Genomic DNA, 14,631 nt, shown 5'->3' with positions numbered 1-14,631 from the left:
GGGCATGCTGTCACTGGAACCGACTGACGATAGGGCAAGACCGGCATTCCACGATGCCGAAGGTTGCAAACAGTGGTTGAGCCAGTTGCAACTGACCAACCTCGGCATGGCACAGGGCAATCTGCGCAAACAGATCGATGAACTGAACCGCCTCGCGATGAGGGGCGAGGAACGACTCGGCATCCTCGAACTGCTGCGCGATCCCGTCGCGCAAGTGCAAAGCGATTTTGCCAAGCGTCTCGTCGGCAAACCGCTGCCGCTCACCGATGACGAACATATGCTGCTGACCGCACTCAACAGCCTGTGGCAGGCCATGCAGAACGGCTATCTGCGCTGCCTGCAGAGCGCTGCAGCCGGTGATGCGCAGATGGAGAAACGGCGTGCCATGTTGTGGCAGCGCAGTCTGTACTACGGCATGCAGCAGATCGTCGAATCCACCCGCGCCGGGTATGAGCCGGACCGGCCCACGTGGCAGCAGTTCCACACGCTCTATCTGGATATCGAGTCATCCGGCCTGCAGAACGAGGTTGTCAAGGATGACCGCTTCCGCAGCGGGCTTCCGTTCAGCTGCCAGACGCTCTACCTGACCACCCTGCTCATGCATCGCGCGCGCTTGCTCGGTCTTAGCCGGGAGCAGCGGCATACGGCGGAGCACTGGTTGCTGCTGTGGGCGGACACGCTCGCCCTGCTGCCGCGCTGCACCGCAAGCAAGGAAGATGCGCCGCCGCTGGTGGTGGATCTGCAAGGCTATCGCGGACTGCAATCCGCCGCGCATGCCCGCTCAGCGTCAAGCATGCGCTGCCTGCCGATGGTGCCGCTGTCGAAACAGATACGCATCAAGACCATTTTGCTGCAACAGGGCCAGACGCCGCAGAAGGTGGAGCTGGCGACCGACTTGTCCGGCAAGGAATGCGTAGACCTGCTGGGCAAGCTGCACCAGTGCTGGTGCGAAGCAAGGTCGGATACGCTGGTGGAGATGCCGCGCGAGACGAGCTCGGTCAATATGTGTGTCGGCCTGGAGAAGATCTATTCCCATATCGCCGGCAAGCCGTTCAAACCGGTGAAGGACGTCGGCAAGGCCATGCAGGATGCGCAGGTACAGATCGCCACCTTCGGTCGCGTACTGGACGAGACCGGGCAGCATGATCTGAAAGCACTGGGTTTCCTGCCCGAGGAGTGGCTGGTGGAGGAGAACACCCTGCTACGCGGACGCCTGCTGCGACTGTCCCCGCTTGGCGACCGCATGGCGGCGCACCACATCGTCAGTATATTCACAGCGGATTCACCCGCGCACAAAGCGGGCGTAATCGACCGCATAGAAGTGGCGCACAGCGGCCAGCTCTATGTGACCGTGCATTATCTGCCGGGTCAGCCGCAGGCCGCGATCGCCAATGCACCGGAATCCACGCAAGCCATGCTGAAGTCCGGCTCGACTCCCTGCCTGATGTTGCCTGCCATGGAGAAACTGCGCATCCCGGCCAGCCTGGTGCTGCCGCGCGACTGGTTCCAGACGGGGCGCGAGATCGAACTGACGCTGGCTGACCGCAGCAAACAGAAGGTCAAACTGGGCATCAGTGTCGAACGCGGCGTGGATTACGAGCGCGTCAGCTTCAAAGCCGCCTGACAAGGCGAGCTCAATGCAGCAAACGGGAAGCCGGGAAGATGATCGAGAAGGTGCTTCCCCGTCCTTCTTCGCTGACGATATGCAGCCGCGCCTGATGGCGCATGGCGACATGCTTGACGATAGCCAGACCTAGCCCGGTACCGCCGGTCTCGCGCGAGCGGCTGCGGTCCACCCGGTAGAATCGTTCGGCCAGTCGCGCGATGTGTTGCTGGGCGATGCCGATGCCGCTGTCCTGCACGGCGAATACGGCATGCCCGTCGTGTTGGGACCAGCGCACGGCTATGCTCCCGCCATCCGGGGTGTAGCGGATGGCGTTACTGACCAGATTGGAGAAGGCGCTGCGCAACTCGTCACGGCTACCACTCAGGTCCACGCCGCAATTCTCCTGCAGGGTGATGTGATGCCTGCCGTTGCTCAGCAGCTGACCGTCGCGCATGACTTCCTCCAGCAGCGTCCCCACTGCCACTGTCTCTTCGCGCAAGCGGTTCTGGTCGTCCTCAAGACGCGACAGGGTCAGCAGATCGTCGACCAGGTGTTCCATGCGGTCGGTCTGCTCGCCCATGAGCAGCAGGGCGCGCTGCGCCATCTCGTTGTCGCGCGAGGGCATGTCCTGCAGGGTCTCGACGAAGCCGTTGACGACCGTGAGCGGGGTGCGCAATTCGTGCGAGACGTTAGCCACGAAATCGCGCCGCATGGTCTCGATGCGCTGCAGCTGGGTGATGTCGCGGCTGATGAGCAGGCGCTGTTTCTCGCCGTAGGAGATCAGCTTGATGGACAGGATCAGGTCGTCCTGGCGCGCGCCGTGCAGCACCAAGGGCTTGTCGAACTGGCGCGCCGCAAGGTATTGCACGAATGCCGGCTGCCGCGCCAGATAGGTGATCTGCTGGCCGATGTCGTAATCGCTGTCCAGCCCGAAATGTATCGCGGCCAGCGGATTGCACCATTCGATGCGGTCCGCATCGTCCAGGATGACCACTCCTTCCGGCAAGGCGGCGGTCGCCTGCTCCATCTGTTTCAGGGCGGCGGCATGGCGTTCACGCTGCAAACGGTTGGTGCGCACCATCTTGTTCAAGTGGGAGAACACCTCTTCCCACAGGCCGGAGCCGTCCGGCAAAGCAAGGTTCTCCGGGTCTTTGAGCCAGCGCAGCAGATCCGCCAGATTGCGCAGATGGTGCAGCAAGCGCAGCGAAATGCCGACGGCGAAGACGGATACGGCCGGCATGGCACCCGCGATGGCCCACACCAGCAGGGAGAACAGGAGCAGGAAAAAGGGATAGAAGAAGGCGCGTTGCCAGAAATCGCTCACGTCGTGATCTCGTTACGGGACGGCGGCATTATACGGACGGAATCCGCCGCGGCCACCCCCGTGCTCAGGCGCGGGAGAACCGGTAGCCGCTGCCGCGCACGGTCTGTACCATCCTGTCGGCCCCAGAGGGTTCCAGTGCCTGGCGCAGACGGCGGATGTGCACGTCGACGGTGCGCTCCTCCACGAACACATGGTCGCCCCACACCTGGTCGAGCAATTGTGCGCGGCTATAGACGCGTTCGACGTGGGTCATGAAGAAATGCAGCAGGCGGAACTCGGTGGGGCCGAGTTCGACGTTCTGGCCGTTGGCGGCGACGCGATGGGTGGTGGGCGAGAGTTCGATGCCTTCCACGCGCACGGTCTCGTCGCTCATCTGCGGCGCGCGACGACGCAGCACCGCGCGGATGCGCGCCATCAGTTCGCGCGGCGAGAACGGCTTGGTGATGTAATCGTCCGCGCCCGATTCCAACCCCAATATCTTGTCGCGCTCGTCGGTGCGCGCCGTCAGCATGATGATAGGGATATCGCGCGTGCGGGAATCGGCACGCAGCTTGCGCGCGATCTCCACGCCGGAGGAGCCCGGCAGCATCCAGTCCAGCAGGATCAGATCTGGCAGGGCGCGGTTGATATGCGCATAAGCGGACGTCGCATCCTGCGCCTTGATCGCGCGGAAGCCGCATTGCGCGATATTGAATGCCAGCAACTCCTGAATCGCCGGTTCGTCTTCCACCAGCAGGATATCGGCTGTCGTCATCGTGTGCTCCATCTCTCGTTACGGTTCGCCGACGATGGTATGAAACTATTGTGACAGAAACATGACAGCGGCTATTCAGCTGCCTGCGTCTCTTTAGCCTCGACATTCTCAACCCTGGACAGAAGCGAGCCGGCGACCATGCCGACGATGCTCATGAGGAATCCCGCGAATTGTGGCGGCAACGCCGCCTCGGGTGCGATGAACTCCATCGGCAACCAGGCGGCGACACCCAACCCCATCGCCCAGTAAGCCCCCTGCTTCGTGGCGCGCTGCCAGTACAAACCGGCGACCAGCGGCGTGAACGCCAGCACCAGCGTCACCTTGTAGGCGTTCTCCACCATCTGGTGGATGCCGGTGTCGCTGTCCAGCGCCCACAAGGCATAGAGCGTGACGCACAGCGAGAACAGGCCCACCACCCAGCGCGTCATCACCAGCATCTTGCGCTCGGACAGGTTCTTCCGTGTGACCCAGCCTTTCAGCACGTTCTCGGACAGAATGACCGACGGCGCGAGCAGCGTGCCGGAGGCGGTGGACATGATGACCGACAACAGCGCACCGTAGAAGACAACCTGCGCGAACAGCGGCAGGTGCGCCTTGACCAGTTCCGGCAACAGCTTCTGGCTGTCCTCGGACAGCCACTGCGCGACCAGCGCGGGATCTATCAGGTTGGCCGAGTAAGCCATGAACAGAGGGACTGCGGCGAACATAAAATACGCCACACCGCCCAACACCGTACCCCACACCGCGACTCTCTCGCTCTTCGAGGCATTTGCGCGCTGGAACACGTCCTGCTGCGGGATGGAGCCGAAGCCCATGGTGAGCAGCCCGGAGATGAAGGCGACCATGGCCACCGCATTCATGTCGGGCCAGAAATCGAATTTATTGTTGTCCACCGCATGCTGTACCACAGGCTGAACGCCGCCGCTCATGTCGGCCAGCAACATCGAGATGTAGACGAGGCCGATGACGATGACGATCATCTGCACGAAGGTGGTGAGTGCGACCGACCACATGCCTCCGTACAGGGTGTACATCAGCACGATGGCGGCACCGATGAGGATGCCTTGCGCCTGTGTGATGCTGCCGTCGGACAACACGTTGAACACCAGCCCCAGCGCGGTGACCTGCGCCGACACCCAGCCCAGATAAGACAAGGCGATGGCGATACCCGCGATTACCTCGACCTTGTGTCCGTAGCGCTCGCGGTAGAAATCGCCAAGAGTGAGCAGGTTCATGCGGTACAGCTTGCGCGCGAAGAACAGGCCGAACAACACCAGACACAGCGCGGCACCGAACGGATCGGAGATCAGCCCGCCGAGATCCTCTTCCATGAAGGTGGCCGGGATACCGAGCACGGTCTCCGCGCCGAACCAGGTGGCGAACACCATGGCCAGCACGATATACAGCGGCAGCGAGCGCCCGGCGGTGATGTAGTCTCGCGCGTTGTGCACTTTGGTGGCGGCATACATGCCGACGCCTATGGACAGGACCAGGTAGAGGAAAACGAAACCGACCAGCATGATGGGATCCCGCAAGGATTGAGAACGACGCGGATTCTAGCAGTCTTGAGCGGAATGCAAAGAGGCTCCAAAAGGAGCCTCTTTGCGGGTGTGGAACGCGACGCTTACAGTTCTTTGGCGTGCGATGCCAGATACTTGGCAACGCCGTCCGGCGATGCGTTCATGCCAGCCTTGCCCTTGCTCCAGCCTGCCGGGCAGACTTCGCCGTGCTCTTCGGTGAATTGCAGCGCGTCGATCATGCGCAGCATCTCATCGATGTTGCGACCCAGCGGCAGATCGTTCACCACCTGGTGACGCACCACGCCGGCGCGGTCGATCAGGAAGGAGCCGCGGAAGGCCACGCCACCATCGGCTTCCACGTCGTAGGCCTTGCAGATCTCGTGCTTGATGTCGGCCACCAGCGGATAGCGCACCTGGCCGATGCCCCCCTTGTCCACGGCAGTGTTCTTCCAGGCCAGGTGGGTGAAGTGCGAGTCGATGGACACACCGATCACTTCCACGTTGCGCTTCTTGAACTCGTCCAGACGGTGGTCGAAGGCGATGATCTCGGACGGGCACACGAAGGTGAAGTCCAGCGGATAGAAGAACACCACGGCGTATTTGCCGGTGATGTGCTTCTTCAGGTTGAAGGTTTCGTTGATCTCATTGTTGCCCATCACGGTAACAGCGTTGAAATCGGGAGCCTGCTTGCCTACGAGTACTGCCATGGTGACCTCCAGTTATGGGTTAATGTTGAGTGAATTGCTAGGTTTTGGAATTTACCAGAAGTATCCCTGCTGTCAACCGGCTTATGCAGAAATTTCCTGTCCCGCCACGCCGCCGAACTGGGTGCGATGCAATTGCGCATAGGCACCGCCCTTTGCCAGCAACCCGGCATGTGTGCCCGTCTCAACGATCCGCCCCTTGCTCAATACAACGATACGGTCGGCTTTTTCGATGGTGGACAGACGGTGTGCGATCACCAGCGTGGTGCGATGCTGCATCAATATCTCCAGCGCAGCCTGCACATGACGCTCGGACTCGCTGTCCAGCGCCGAAGTCGCTTCGTCCAGGATGAGGATGGGCGCATCCTTGAGGATGGCACGCGCGATGGCGATGCGCTGGCGCTGCCCGCCTGACAGACGCACGCCCTTCTCGCCCACCAGCGTCTGCAAACCCTGCGGCATGTCCCGGATGAATTCCATCGCATGGGCAGCGGTCGCAGCGGCGATGATCTCGCTCTCCTGCACTTCGCGCATCTGGCCGTAGGCGATGTTGGCGGCCACGGTATCGTTGAACAACACCACCTCCTGACTCACCAGCGCGATGTTGGCACGCAAACTGGCCAGCGTCACATCGCGAACATCCTGCCCGTCAATCAATATCTTCCCGGCGCTCAATTCATAGAAACGCGGCACCAGATTCGCCAGTGTGCTTTTGCCGCTGCCCGATGCGCCTACCAGCGCCACCACCTGTCCGGCAGGGATATCCAGATCGATATCGCGCAGGACAGGTTTGGCGTCAGGTTGATAGGAAAATTCGACGTTCTGGAATCGTACCGCACCCCGCACCCGCCCCAATTGCGAATGCCCCTTGTCGAGTTCACTCTCTGCATCCAGCAAGGAAAAGACACTTTCAGCGGCAGCCAATCCGCGCTGGACGAATTCATTGATGCTGGTGATACGCTTGAGCGGTGCCGTAAGCATCAACATCGCCGCGACGAATGACAGGAAACTGCCCACGGTGGTTGCGTCGCTTTGCGCCTGTCCGATGGCAAGATAGATGACAAAAGCCAGCGCGATCGCCGCCACCATCTGCACGATCGGTACGTTGGCCACCGCAGCGGCCGCCTGTTTCATCATATGGCGGCGCACCCAGTTGATCTCCTGCGCGAAACGCTGCTGCTCGTAGTGTTGCCCGCCGAACAGTTTCACTACCTTGTGAGCCGTCACGCTCTCTTCGATCACTTGCGTGATGCTGCCCATCGCCTGTTGCGTGTCCCGACTGGAGCTGCGGAGACGGCGATTGATGGTTTGGATCACCCACGCCACCACAGGCGCAACGGTGAGGGAGATCAATGTCAGTTTCCAGTCCAGATAGAACAGCCACCCGAGCAGACCGAGGATGATGATGCTGTCACGGATAGCGACGGTAACCACGCTGGTGGCAGCGGCGGTGACATTTGTCACATCGTAGGTGAGTTTGGAGATCAGGGAGCCGGTCGCATGATCATCGTAGTAGCGCGTCGGCAAGGACATCAATTTTGCGAACATCTCCGCGCGCAGGTCCATCACCACTTTGTTACCCACCCAGTGGATGGCATAAGACCCAAAGAAGGTCGCGATACCCCGGACCAGGAAAATGACCAGTATGAACACGGGGGCCCAATGCATCACGGCATCATCCTTGTGCACGAAGGTGCCATCCAGGAAAGGCTTGAGCAAAGCCGGAAGGAGCGGCTCTGTGGCAGCCGCCACCACCATGCCCAGGATAGAAATCGCGAACGCCCGCCAATGCGGGCGAACGTAGCGCATCAACCGCAGATAGAGTTGCGTGCTGGTCATCCGCAAGCGCTGCTCTGAAGCGCAGGATCAGCGGACATCGGCCTGCCGCGTCTTGTTACCGAGAAATGCGAACAGCATCTGCACACCGGCTGCGGAGCCAACATAGAACACTGCCACGGCCACATATGGCAAGTAGTATTGCGCCACGCTGGAGACATACTGGACAACGCTCATGCGGTCGAAGTATCCGGCCAACAGGTAGAAACTCACATTGGCGATGATGAATGCCGCGCTGCCTGCCGCCGCACCGGCCATGAACAGACCGGCCATGCCCTTGAACGTCAGGTTATGGCGCGGTGCGTACCAGCGACCGACGAACCACAGCGCGCCATAGGCCAGCACCAGGAAGGAATAGGCTGAGGTCACGCAATAGCCGCTCACTTCACGGAAATTGATCGCGTAATAGTCGATCAGTGCCGCTTCGACCATCAGCAGAGCGAGGATCCCCAATGCGCCACGCATGCGTCCCAGGAACAAGCCCCCCAGGAAGAACACGGCATATGAAGCATCGGGCAATGCCATTGCAGAGCCGAAATGGTTGTAGCGCGTCAATGCCATCAACAACAGCAATGCCGATGCGATCCAGACCGTTTTATTTTGTGAAATATTCATTGAGATTCTCCCGAGGTTCCTGCCAGCGATCACTGGCAGGAACTTTACCAGAAATGGCGTTAATCCGCCTTGCAGCCTGTTACGGCCGGTAATTCAAACCGACATAAAAGACTCGCCCCAAGGTGTTGTAGCCGTGCGCCAGCATGTAATCCTCATTGAACAAATTATCCACACGCGCATTCAAGCCCAAATGCGGGGCGAACTCCCACTGGGCAGTCAAGTTGACCACACTATATGCGCTCAGCGTGTTCGAACCATCAATCCGGGCACCGCTTGAGTGCCACTCGCCTCCAACGCGACCGGTTTCGAAAGTGCGGGCGATAGTGAGCGTATTCAGTGTTTGCGCACGCTTTGACAGTTGCACGCCGGTTTTCGCATTCCGCGGACTTTCCAGCGTCAGCGTATTTTCGATCGCCAGCCCATTCTGCTGTACGCCATACACCAACTCCATCCCCTCGATCACGGCTTCGTCGAGATTTTCCATCGTGGAATAGCTGCTATTGGTCGCGATAAGATCGCGAATACGGTTGCGGTACAGTGATGCCTCCAGATGCAGCCCTGACTGAGAGTAATGTGCGCCCAATTCAAGGTTATGTGCACGCTCCGGTTTGAGGTTCGGATTGCCCTGATAGCCATATGAGAGCGGGTAATACATGTCATTGAAGGTCGGCGCCTTGAATGCGGCAGAGGCATTGGCCATGATGCGCCAGCTATCCGACACCTTCAATCCATAGCCCAACAAGCCGCTATTGGCGGTGCCGAAATCCGAATAACGATCCTGACGCAGATTCGCTTGCACCTGATGCACGCCATAGTCACCCGTGTATCCGGCGAAATAGCTGTTGCTGCTGCGAGCATCTTGAGTGAAAGCGGTGCTACCGCTCACACGCTGCTTCAACCGTTCCACGCCCAGCAACAACACACCCTGCTCGCCTGTGGTCAGCGTGTTCTGCCAGGAGAACTGGTCATTCACAGTCTTGAATTGTGAAGAACGAGCTCCATTCTTGTAGCTGGTGACGTCGTCCGCACCTTGAGCCAGCATCAACCGGCTTTGCCAAGCGGGCAGCAGTTGATCGGTCAAGCTCAGCGACCATTTCGACAAGGTGGCCTCGCTATCGTGCGTATCCGACGCAACCCCATAGGCATTGTCGTACTTCACCTTTCCCCGGCTGCCAAACAACGACACATCGATCCGGTCTGACTGATCGAACGCATACCCGGTACGCGCCGAAAAACTGGTGTTGTCGTACCCGTCCGCATCGGGGTTGGCCGAAGGGGAGACTGCTGTATTGACGGCGGATACACCGTCCGTAGCGAATTTTGACACCCCAAGATAGAAGTTCGCATCATTCAGCTCGCCGCCGAAGGACGCACTCGCACGACGCGTGGCATGAGTGCCAAATCCTGCGCTTGCACTCGCCGCCGGCGCACCTTTGCCGCGCTTGGTGAATATCTGCACCACACCGCCGATGGCTTCCGCCCCGTACAGACTGCTGGCGTTGCCGCGCACGACTTCGATGCGATCGATCTGATCCAGCATCAATTGATCGATGGCAGTCGCTCCTGATGTGGCCGACCCGATACGTACGCCGTCCAGCAGCACCAATGTATGGCTCGAATTGGTGCCACGCAGGAACAAGCTGCTTTGTGAACCGACGCCACCGTTCTGCGTCACTTCCACACCAGCCTGATTCCGCAGCAAGGCCGGCACATCTGCCGCCCCGGATGCTTGGATGTCCCGCTGCGAGATGACACTGGTATGCAGCAGAGTTTTTGTGAGGTGTTGCTCGCTACGAGCAGCGGTCACTACCACTTCTTCCAGACTGTCCTGAGCAAATGCCAGGCCTGATGCCGCACACAGCAGTGCGGCGATGAGTTTATGTAGTTTCATGAGATTTTCCTGAATGTGCTCCAAGCGACCCCGTTGGAACATTGAAAAAATCAGGAAATACCGAAGGCGATGAAAGATGCATCGTCCATGCGCCGCCCGCAGCATTTCCTGAACCTCGCCCAAGGCCGGTATCCGGGCTCACAAGTCTTGATCCGCCGCCTTCCCATGCTTGCGCACAGTGGCTTACCGACAGACCCACACTTGCTTACCGTTGCGGGGGCAGCACAGGCATCACACCTGTTTCCCGTTTAACCGAAGGACACTCGCCCTTCGGCACCCTGGAGCGACGGGCATTGTAACAGGACAAAAATCGGCAATTCCAAAATACTTGCAAAACATTCCGTTACCGATTGACTTAACAGGGAAATAAAAACTATAGTGCGCCCATGATCAGCGAACTGGATTCCCTTGAACAGAAACTGCAGCTGCTGGTGCAGCTCAATCAGCGTTTGCGCGACGAGAACCAGCAATTGCGTCAACATGTTGCCTCGGCTCTGAACGCACAGCGCAAGCATCAGGACAAGATCGACCAGACAGCCTCACGCCTTGAAAGACTCCTCGAACAACTCCCCTCCGACGCCTAATGAGTGAAGCCAAGACCAGTTTTCTGGATGTGAACATCCTTGACCGCGAGTTCCGCGTCGCCTGCCCGGATGATGAACGCGGCGAATTGCTGGATGCAGTCAAATACCTCGACGGCAAGATGCGCGAAATACGCGATGCGGGCAAGATCGCATCGGTCGAACGCATCGCCATCATGGCCGCCCTCAACATCGCGCACGAGTTGCTCACCACGCGCGTCGGTGGCGGCTTTGACCTCGCGGAATTGAAGCGTAGAATGCAGGGCATGCAGGCGACCATCGATGAAGCTTTGGTCGACCATGACCGGTTGTTTTAACCGGTCGACAGTTTGTCCCCTGCGGTGTTCGTGAGATTCATAATTCTTTGAACCAATGAGCTAATGCTTAGGTTGCCGCCCATATAACTCGCTGTTGTGAGCATCCCCAGCGGATGCACCTGATGCGACCGGAACGCGACCCTCTTGAACCCAGGTTCAAGATATTGAGTCAACGGCACAGGCGGGGGCCTTTATTCCAGTGCGATCCTTCGGGATCGCATTTTCATTTGAAGGGATACTTCCATGCGCTACTGGCTGATGAAATCCGAACCATCCGATGTCAGCATCGATGACCTTGCCGCCATGAAAGACCAGACCGTAGCCTGGTACGGCGTGCGCAACTACCAGGCGCGCAATTTCATGCGCGACCAGATGAACATCGGTGATGGCGTGCTTTTCTACCACTCCAACTGCAAGGAGCCCGGTATCGCCGGCATCGCCGAAGTGTGCAGCCCAGCCTATCCGGATGCCACACAGTTCGACCAGCACAGCAAATACTTCGATGCCAAAGCGACGCCGGAACAGCCGCGCTGGATGAACGTGGATGTGAAGCTGGTAAAGAAGATCGCGCTGATCCCGCTCGATGAACTGAGGCGGCATCCGGAGCTGGAGCATATGCGCACCTTGCAGCGCGGCAATCGTTTGTCCATCACCCCGCTCGACCCGGCGGAGTGGAAGTTCATCACTGCAAAGTTGGTCAAGAACTGATGGAATGGTATGCCGCCTATCTGCTGTTAGGTACAGTTGCCGGATTTCTTGCAGGGCTGTTCGGGGTGGGCGGAGGACTGGTGCTGGTGCCGGTGTTGTTGCTGATGTTCGATGCCCAGCATTTCGCGACCGAACACATCATGCATCTTGCGCTCGGCACCTCGATGGCGACCATCCTGTTCACCTCCCTCTCCAGCATGCGCAAACACCACCAATTGGGCGCGGTGAGCTGGCAGATCGTGCGCAATATCACGCCCGGCATCCTGCTGGGTACGGCCATCGGGGCATTGACCGCCTCGAACATCCCCGCCCAGGGTCTGGGGATGTTCTTTGCGTTGTTCGTCTATTTCGCAGCAGGACAGATACTCATCGACAAGCGCCCGCATGCCGCGCGACAACTGCCCGGCTTATCCGGCATGACCGGCTTCGGCACGCTTACCGGCTGGATCAGCAGCCTGGTCTCCATCGGCGGCGGCACGCTGGTCGTCCCCTTCCTGCTCTGGTGCAATCTGCCGATACGCAACGCGATCGGCACCGCCTCCGCCATCGGTTTCCCCATCGCTTTCGGCGGCACGTTGGGCTACATCACCGTGGGTGCCAACATCCAGACACTGCCGGCCCCGCACCTTGGTTATGTCTACCTGCCCGCCCTGTTCTGGATCGCGCTCGCCACAGTGCTCACCGCTCCGCTGGGTGCGCGGGCGGTGCATCGTCTGAATGTGGGGGTGTTGCGCAAACTGTTCGCCGGACTGCTGCTTGTTCTTGCCACCAAACTGCTGTTCAAAGTGCTGAGCTGATTCAGCGTCCCGCCTCACGATCCAGCTCGCCACTGGAGAGCCTGGACTCGTAATCGGCCAAGGCCAGCTTCACCTTTCCGCTCAACACATACAACCCGATCAGGTTGGGAAAAGCCATGGACAGCACCAACAGGTCGGTGAAGTCCACCAGATTGGATGCGCTCGCCACCGAGGCGACGACCACGAAGCAGATGAACGCCGCCTTGTACAAGAGGGAATACCGTTCGCCGAACACATACACCCAACACCGTTCGCCGTAATACGACCAGGAGATCGCTGTACTGTAGGCGAACAGTACGACGGACAGCGCCAGTATCGAAGGGAACCAATCCGATACGGTCGCGAATGCCATAGATGTCAAAGTCGCTCCTTGGCTGGCAGCACGGATGGCCTCATACTCCGGTGCGTTATAGACGCCGGTGATGATGATCACCAGCGCGGTCATGGTGCAGATCACCACGGTGTCAATGAACGGCTCGTACAGCGCGACCAAACCCTGGCGCACCGGGTATTTCACCGAGGCGGCGGAGTGCGCGATCGCCGCAGAACCCAGCCCGGCCTCGGAAGAGAACGCTGCGCGTTTGAACCCCTGCACGATGGCCCCCACCATGCCGCCTGCTACCGCTATCGGAGAGAAAGCTTCCGTGACGATCTTGCCCAATGCGGCCGGCACAAGCTCGGCGTTGCTGCCGATGATCCACAGACAGGCCCCCAAATAGATGATGACCATGGTCGGCACCACCGCCTCGGCCACATGCGCGATGCGGCGCAAGCCCCCGATGATCACCAGTCCGATGGCGATCGCCATCAACAAACCATATGCGATCGGCACGTCGCGAAAGAATTCGATCTGGGTCTGCACCGCCCCCATCGACTGGCTGACCTGAAACGCACTGCCGGCCCCGAAAGAGCCGAGTATCGTGAAGATCGCAAACAGGATGGCCAGTACTTTACCGGTACGCGGCGCACCGTTCTCGGCCAATCCTTTGGAAAGGTATTCCATCGCGCCCCCCATCAAGCGGCCGTCAGGGCGGACCTCGCGGTACATCTGCGCCAGACTGGCTTCGGTGAATTTTGTACTCATGCCGAGGAAACCCGCCACGATCATCCAGAATGTCGCGCCCGGCCCACCTATGGAGATGGCGATCGCCACCCCCGCGATGTTTCCAAGTCCGACTGTGGCCGAAAGCGCGGTGGAAAGCGCCTGGAAAGAAGTGACCTCGCCCTGGTCGTCCGCAGTCCGGTACTTGCCGCGCATGACGTGGAAGGCATGGCGCATCATGCGCAGATTGACGAAGTTGAAACGCCACGTCAGGAACACCGCTGCCACGATCAGCCAGGCAACGATCAGCGGCATGGCCGGCTCACCGGGAAAGATGTCGTAGAAGATGACTTGCGCCAACATGCCGTTGATCGAGCCGAACATCGCATCCAGACCGGATTCACTGGCCGATGCCGCCTGTGGCAACGCACACAGCAGCAGATACACCAACGCCTTATACATCTTCATTCTGTCTCCCCCTCTTGTCCTTCGCCCGATTAAACCCCGAAGCGGCGGAGGACTCAAGCCTTGGATGGGCTTTCATCCGTATACTGGCAACAAAAAAGCCGGCGTAAGCCGGCTTTTTTGAACAACAAGGACTCGTTATTACAGGGCCTTGATGAAGTCGATCATTTCCTTCATGTCGGCATCGCTGACCTTCGGGTTTGCCGGCATAGGCATGGAACCCCATGCACCGCTGCCGCCCTTCTTGATCTTTTCTGCGACCTTGTCCCAAGCTGCGGCATCGCCCTTGTACTTGGCAGCGACATCCTTCCAAGCCGGGCCAACCACCTTCTTGTCCACCTTGTGGCAAGCGGTGCAGTTGTTCTTCTTTGCAACGGCTGGCATGTCGGTTGCCATGGCGGAACCCGCGACCATCAGACCTGCAGCAGCGATCATGCTAACGACGATAGATTTCATGTTCTCTCCATATTT

The 14,631-nt window shown here is 59.4% G+C and carries 14 protein-coding genes, 1 other RNA gene and 1 riboswitch; of the genes, 6 read left to right on the top strand and 9 right to left on the bottom strand.

What is annotated here, in order from left to right; translation table 11 throughout:
* Positions 1–4 precede the first annotated feature (4 nt).
* Complete coding sequence (locus tag ACYPYQ_RS02835) at positions 5–1,624, top strand: hypothetical protein (RefSeq protein WP_459719213.1); 1,620 nt, start codon at positions 5–7, stop codon at positions 1,622–1,624.
* 10 nt (positions 1,625–1,634) lie between these two features.
* Here ACYPYQ_RS02835 and phoR read toward each other — a convergent pair whose 3' ends face one another.
* The 7 genes from phoR to ACYPYQ_RS02800 form a co-directional block, all read right to left on the bottom strand.
* Complete coding sequence (gene phoR, locus ACYPYQ_RS02830; protein ID WP_459719211.1) at positions 1,635–2,930, bottom strand: phosphate regulon sensor histidine kinase PhoR; 1,296 nt, start codon at positions 2,928–2,930, stop codon at positions 1,635–1,637.
* 64 nt (positions 2,931–2,994) lie between these two features.
* Positions 2,995–3,684: a phosphate regulon transcriptional regulator PhoB gene (gene phoB / locus ACYPYQ_RS02825; protein WP_459719208.1), complete on the bottom strand. Its 690-nt coding sequence runs from the start codon at positions 3,682–3,684 to the stop codon at positions 2,995–2,997.
* Between the two features lie 71 nt (positions 3,685–3,755).
* Positions 3,756–5,204 (bottom strand): high affinity choline transporter 1, encoded by a 1,449-nt coding sequence (locus ACYPYQ_RS02820; protein ID WP_459719205.1) that lies wholly within the window; start codon positions 5,202–5,204, stop codon positions 3,756–3,758.
* A gap of 104 nt (positions 5,205–5,308) precedes the next feature.
* The gene (locus ACYPYQ_RS02815; protein WP_459719202.1) at positions 5,309–5,911 is read right to left on the bottom strand and encodes a peroxiredoxin C; all 603 of its coding nucleotides are present in this window, start codon (positions 5,909–5,911) and stop codon (positions 5,309–5,311) included.
* Between the two features lie 81 nt (positions 5,912–5,992).
* Positions 5,993–7,747 (bottom strand): lipid A export permease/ATP-binding protein MsbA, encoded by a 1,755-nt coding sequence (msbA, locus tag ACYPYQ_RS02810; protein ID WP_459719199.1) that lies wholly within the window; start codon positions 7,745–7,747, stop codon positions 5,993–5,995.
* A gap of 27 nt (positions 7,748–7,774) precedes the next feature.
* On the bottom strand, positions 7,775–8,359 hold the full coding sequence (locus ACYPYQ_RS02805) for a hypothetical protein (RefSeq protein WP_459719195.1): 585 nt from the start codon (positions 8,357–8,359) through the stop codon (positions 7,775–7,777).
* Between the two features lie 79 nt (positions 8,360–8,438).
* A complete protein-coding gene (locus ACYPYQ_RS02800) occupies positions 8,439–10,373 on the bottom strand; it encodes a TonB-dependent receptor domain-containing protein (RefSeq protein WP_459719193.1) in 1,935 nt (644 codons plus the stop codon).
* Positions 10,357–10,547, bottom strand: a riboswitch (cobalamin riboswitch). (Overlaps the previous gene by 17 nt.)
* Positions 10,548–10,636: 89 nt before the next feature.
* Between ACYPYQ_RS02800 and ACYPYQ_RS02795 the strand changes: the two genes are divergently transcribed.
* The 5 genes from ACYPYQ_RS02795 (at position 10,637) to ACYPYQ_RS02775 (ending at position 12,653) form a co-directional block, all read left to right on the top strand.
* Complete coding sequence (locus ACYPYQ_RS02795) at positions 10,637–10,834, top strand: hypothetical protein (protein ID WP_459719190.1); 198 nt, start codon at positions 10,637–10,639, stop codon at positions 10,832–10,834.
* Positions 10,834–11,148, top strand: a complete 315-nt coding sequence (locus ACYPYQ_RS02790) for a cell division protein ZapA (protein WP_459719187.1) — start codon at positions 10,834–10,836, stop codon at positions 11,146–11,148. The genes ACYPYQ_RS02795 and ACYPYQ_RS02790 overlap by 1 nt, the downstream gene beginning before the upstream one ends.
* A gap of 13 nt (positions 11,149–11,161) precedes the next feature.
* Positions 11,162–11,340, top strand: a non-coding RNA gene (gene ssrS, locus ACYPYQ_RS02785) — 6S RNA.
* Between the two features lie 51 nt (positions 11,341–11,391).
* Positions 11,392–11,856 (top strand): EVE domain-containing protein, encoded by a 465-nt coding sequence (locus tag ACYPYQ_RS02780; RefSeq protein WP_459719185.1) that lies wholly within the window; start codon positions 11,392–11,394, stop codon positions 11,854–11,856.
* Positions 11,856–12,653 carry a sulfite exporter TauE/SafE family protein gene (locus ACYPYQ_RS02775; protein ID WP_459719182.1) on the top strand — a complete coding sequence of 266 codons (798 nt, stop codon included), beginning with the start codon at positions 11,856–11,858 and terminating at the stop codon, positions 12,651–12,653. Before ACYPYQ_RS02780 ends, ACYPYQ_RS02775 begins: the two co-directional genes overlap by 1 nt.
* Position 12,654: 1 nt before the next feature.
* Here the strand turns inward: ACYPYQ_RS02775 and ACYPYQ_RS02770 are convergent, their stop codons facing one another.
* Both ACYPYQ_RS02770 and ACYPYQ_RS02765 read right to left on the bottom strand, forming a co-directional pair.
* Entirely contained in the window at positions 12,655–14,163 is a 1,509-nt protein-coding gene (locus ACYPYQ_RS02770; protein ID WP_459719179.1) for an alanine/glycine:cation symporter family protein, read from the bottom strand.
* A gap of 138 nt (positions 14,164–14,301) precedes the next feature.
* Positions 14,302–14,616, bottom strand: coding sequence for a c-type cytochrome (locus ACYPYQ_RS02765; RefSeq protein WP_459719176.1), 315 nt, complete (start codon positions 14,614–14,616; stop codon positions 14,302–14,304).
* Positions 14,617–14,631: the final 15 nt, after the last annotated feature.

Source organism: Sideroxyarcus sp. TK5 (genome assembly GCF_054601595.1).
Note: the sequence above shows the minus strand (reverse complement) of the source record. Positions and strands in the feature narration are given on the sequence as shown.

Excerpts from the sequence above, each read along its gene's own strand:
- ACYPYQ_RS02765 (WP_459719176.1), bottom strand. The coding sequence starts at position 14,616 with ATGAAATCTATCGTCGTTAGCATGATCGCTGCTGCAGGTCTGATGGTC.
- ACYPYQ_RS02835 (WP_459719213.1), top strand. The coding sequence starts at position 5 with ATGCTGTCACTGGAACCGACTGACGATAGGGCAAGACCGGCATTCCAC.
- ACYPYQ_RS02780 (WP_459719185.1), top strand. The coding sequence starts at position 11,392 with ATGCGCTACTGGCTGATGAAATCCGAACCATCCGATGTCAGCATCGAT.
- ACYPYQ_RS02795 (WP_459719190.1), top strand. The coding sequence starts at position 10,637 with ATGATCAGCGAACTGGATTCCCTTGAACAGAAACTGCAGCTGCTGGTG.
- msbA (WP_459719199.1), bottom strand. The coding sequence starts at position 7,747 with ATGACCAGCACGCAACTCTATCTGCGGTTGATGCGCTACGTTCGCCCG.
- ACYPYQ_RS02790 (WP_459719187.1), top strand. The coding sequence starts at position 10,834 with ATGAGTGAAGCCAAGACCAGTTTTCTGGATGTGAACATCCTTGACCGC.
- ACYPYQ_RS02820 (WP_459719205.1), bottom strand. The coding sequence starts at position 5,204 with ATGCTGGTCGGTTTCGTTTTCCTCTACCTGGTCCTGTCCATAGGCGTC.
- ACYPYQ_RS02770 (WP_459719179.1), bottom strand. The coding sequence starts at position 14,163 with ATGAAGATGTATAAGGCGTTGGTGTATCTGCTGCTGTGTGCGTTGCCA.
- ACYPYQ_RS02805 (WP_459719195.1), bottom strand. The coding sequence starts at position 8,359 with ATGAATATTTCACAAAATAAAACGGTCTGGATCGCATCGGCATTGCTG.
- ACYPYQ_RS02775 (WP_459719182.1), top strand. The coding sequence starts at position 11,856 with ATGGAATGGTATGCCGCCTATCTGCTGTTAGGTACAGTTGCCGGATTT.
- phoB (WP_459719208.1), bottom strand. The coding sequence starts at position 3,684 with ATGACGACAGCCGATATCCTGCTGGTGGAAGACGAACCGGCGATTCAG.
- ACYPYQ_RS02815 (WP_459719202.1), bottom strand. The coding sequence starts at position 5,911 with ATGGCAGTACTCGTAGGCAAGCAGGCTCCCGATTTCAACGCTGTTACC.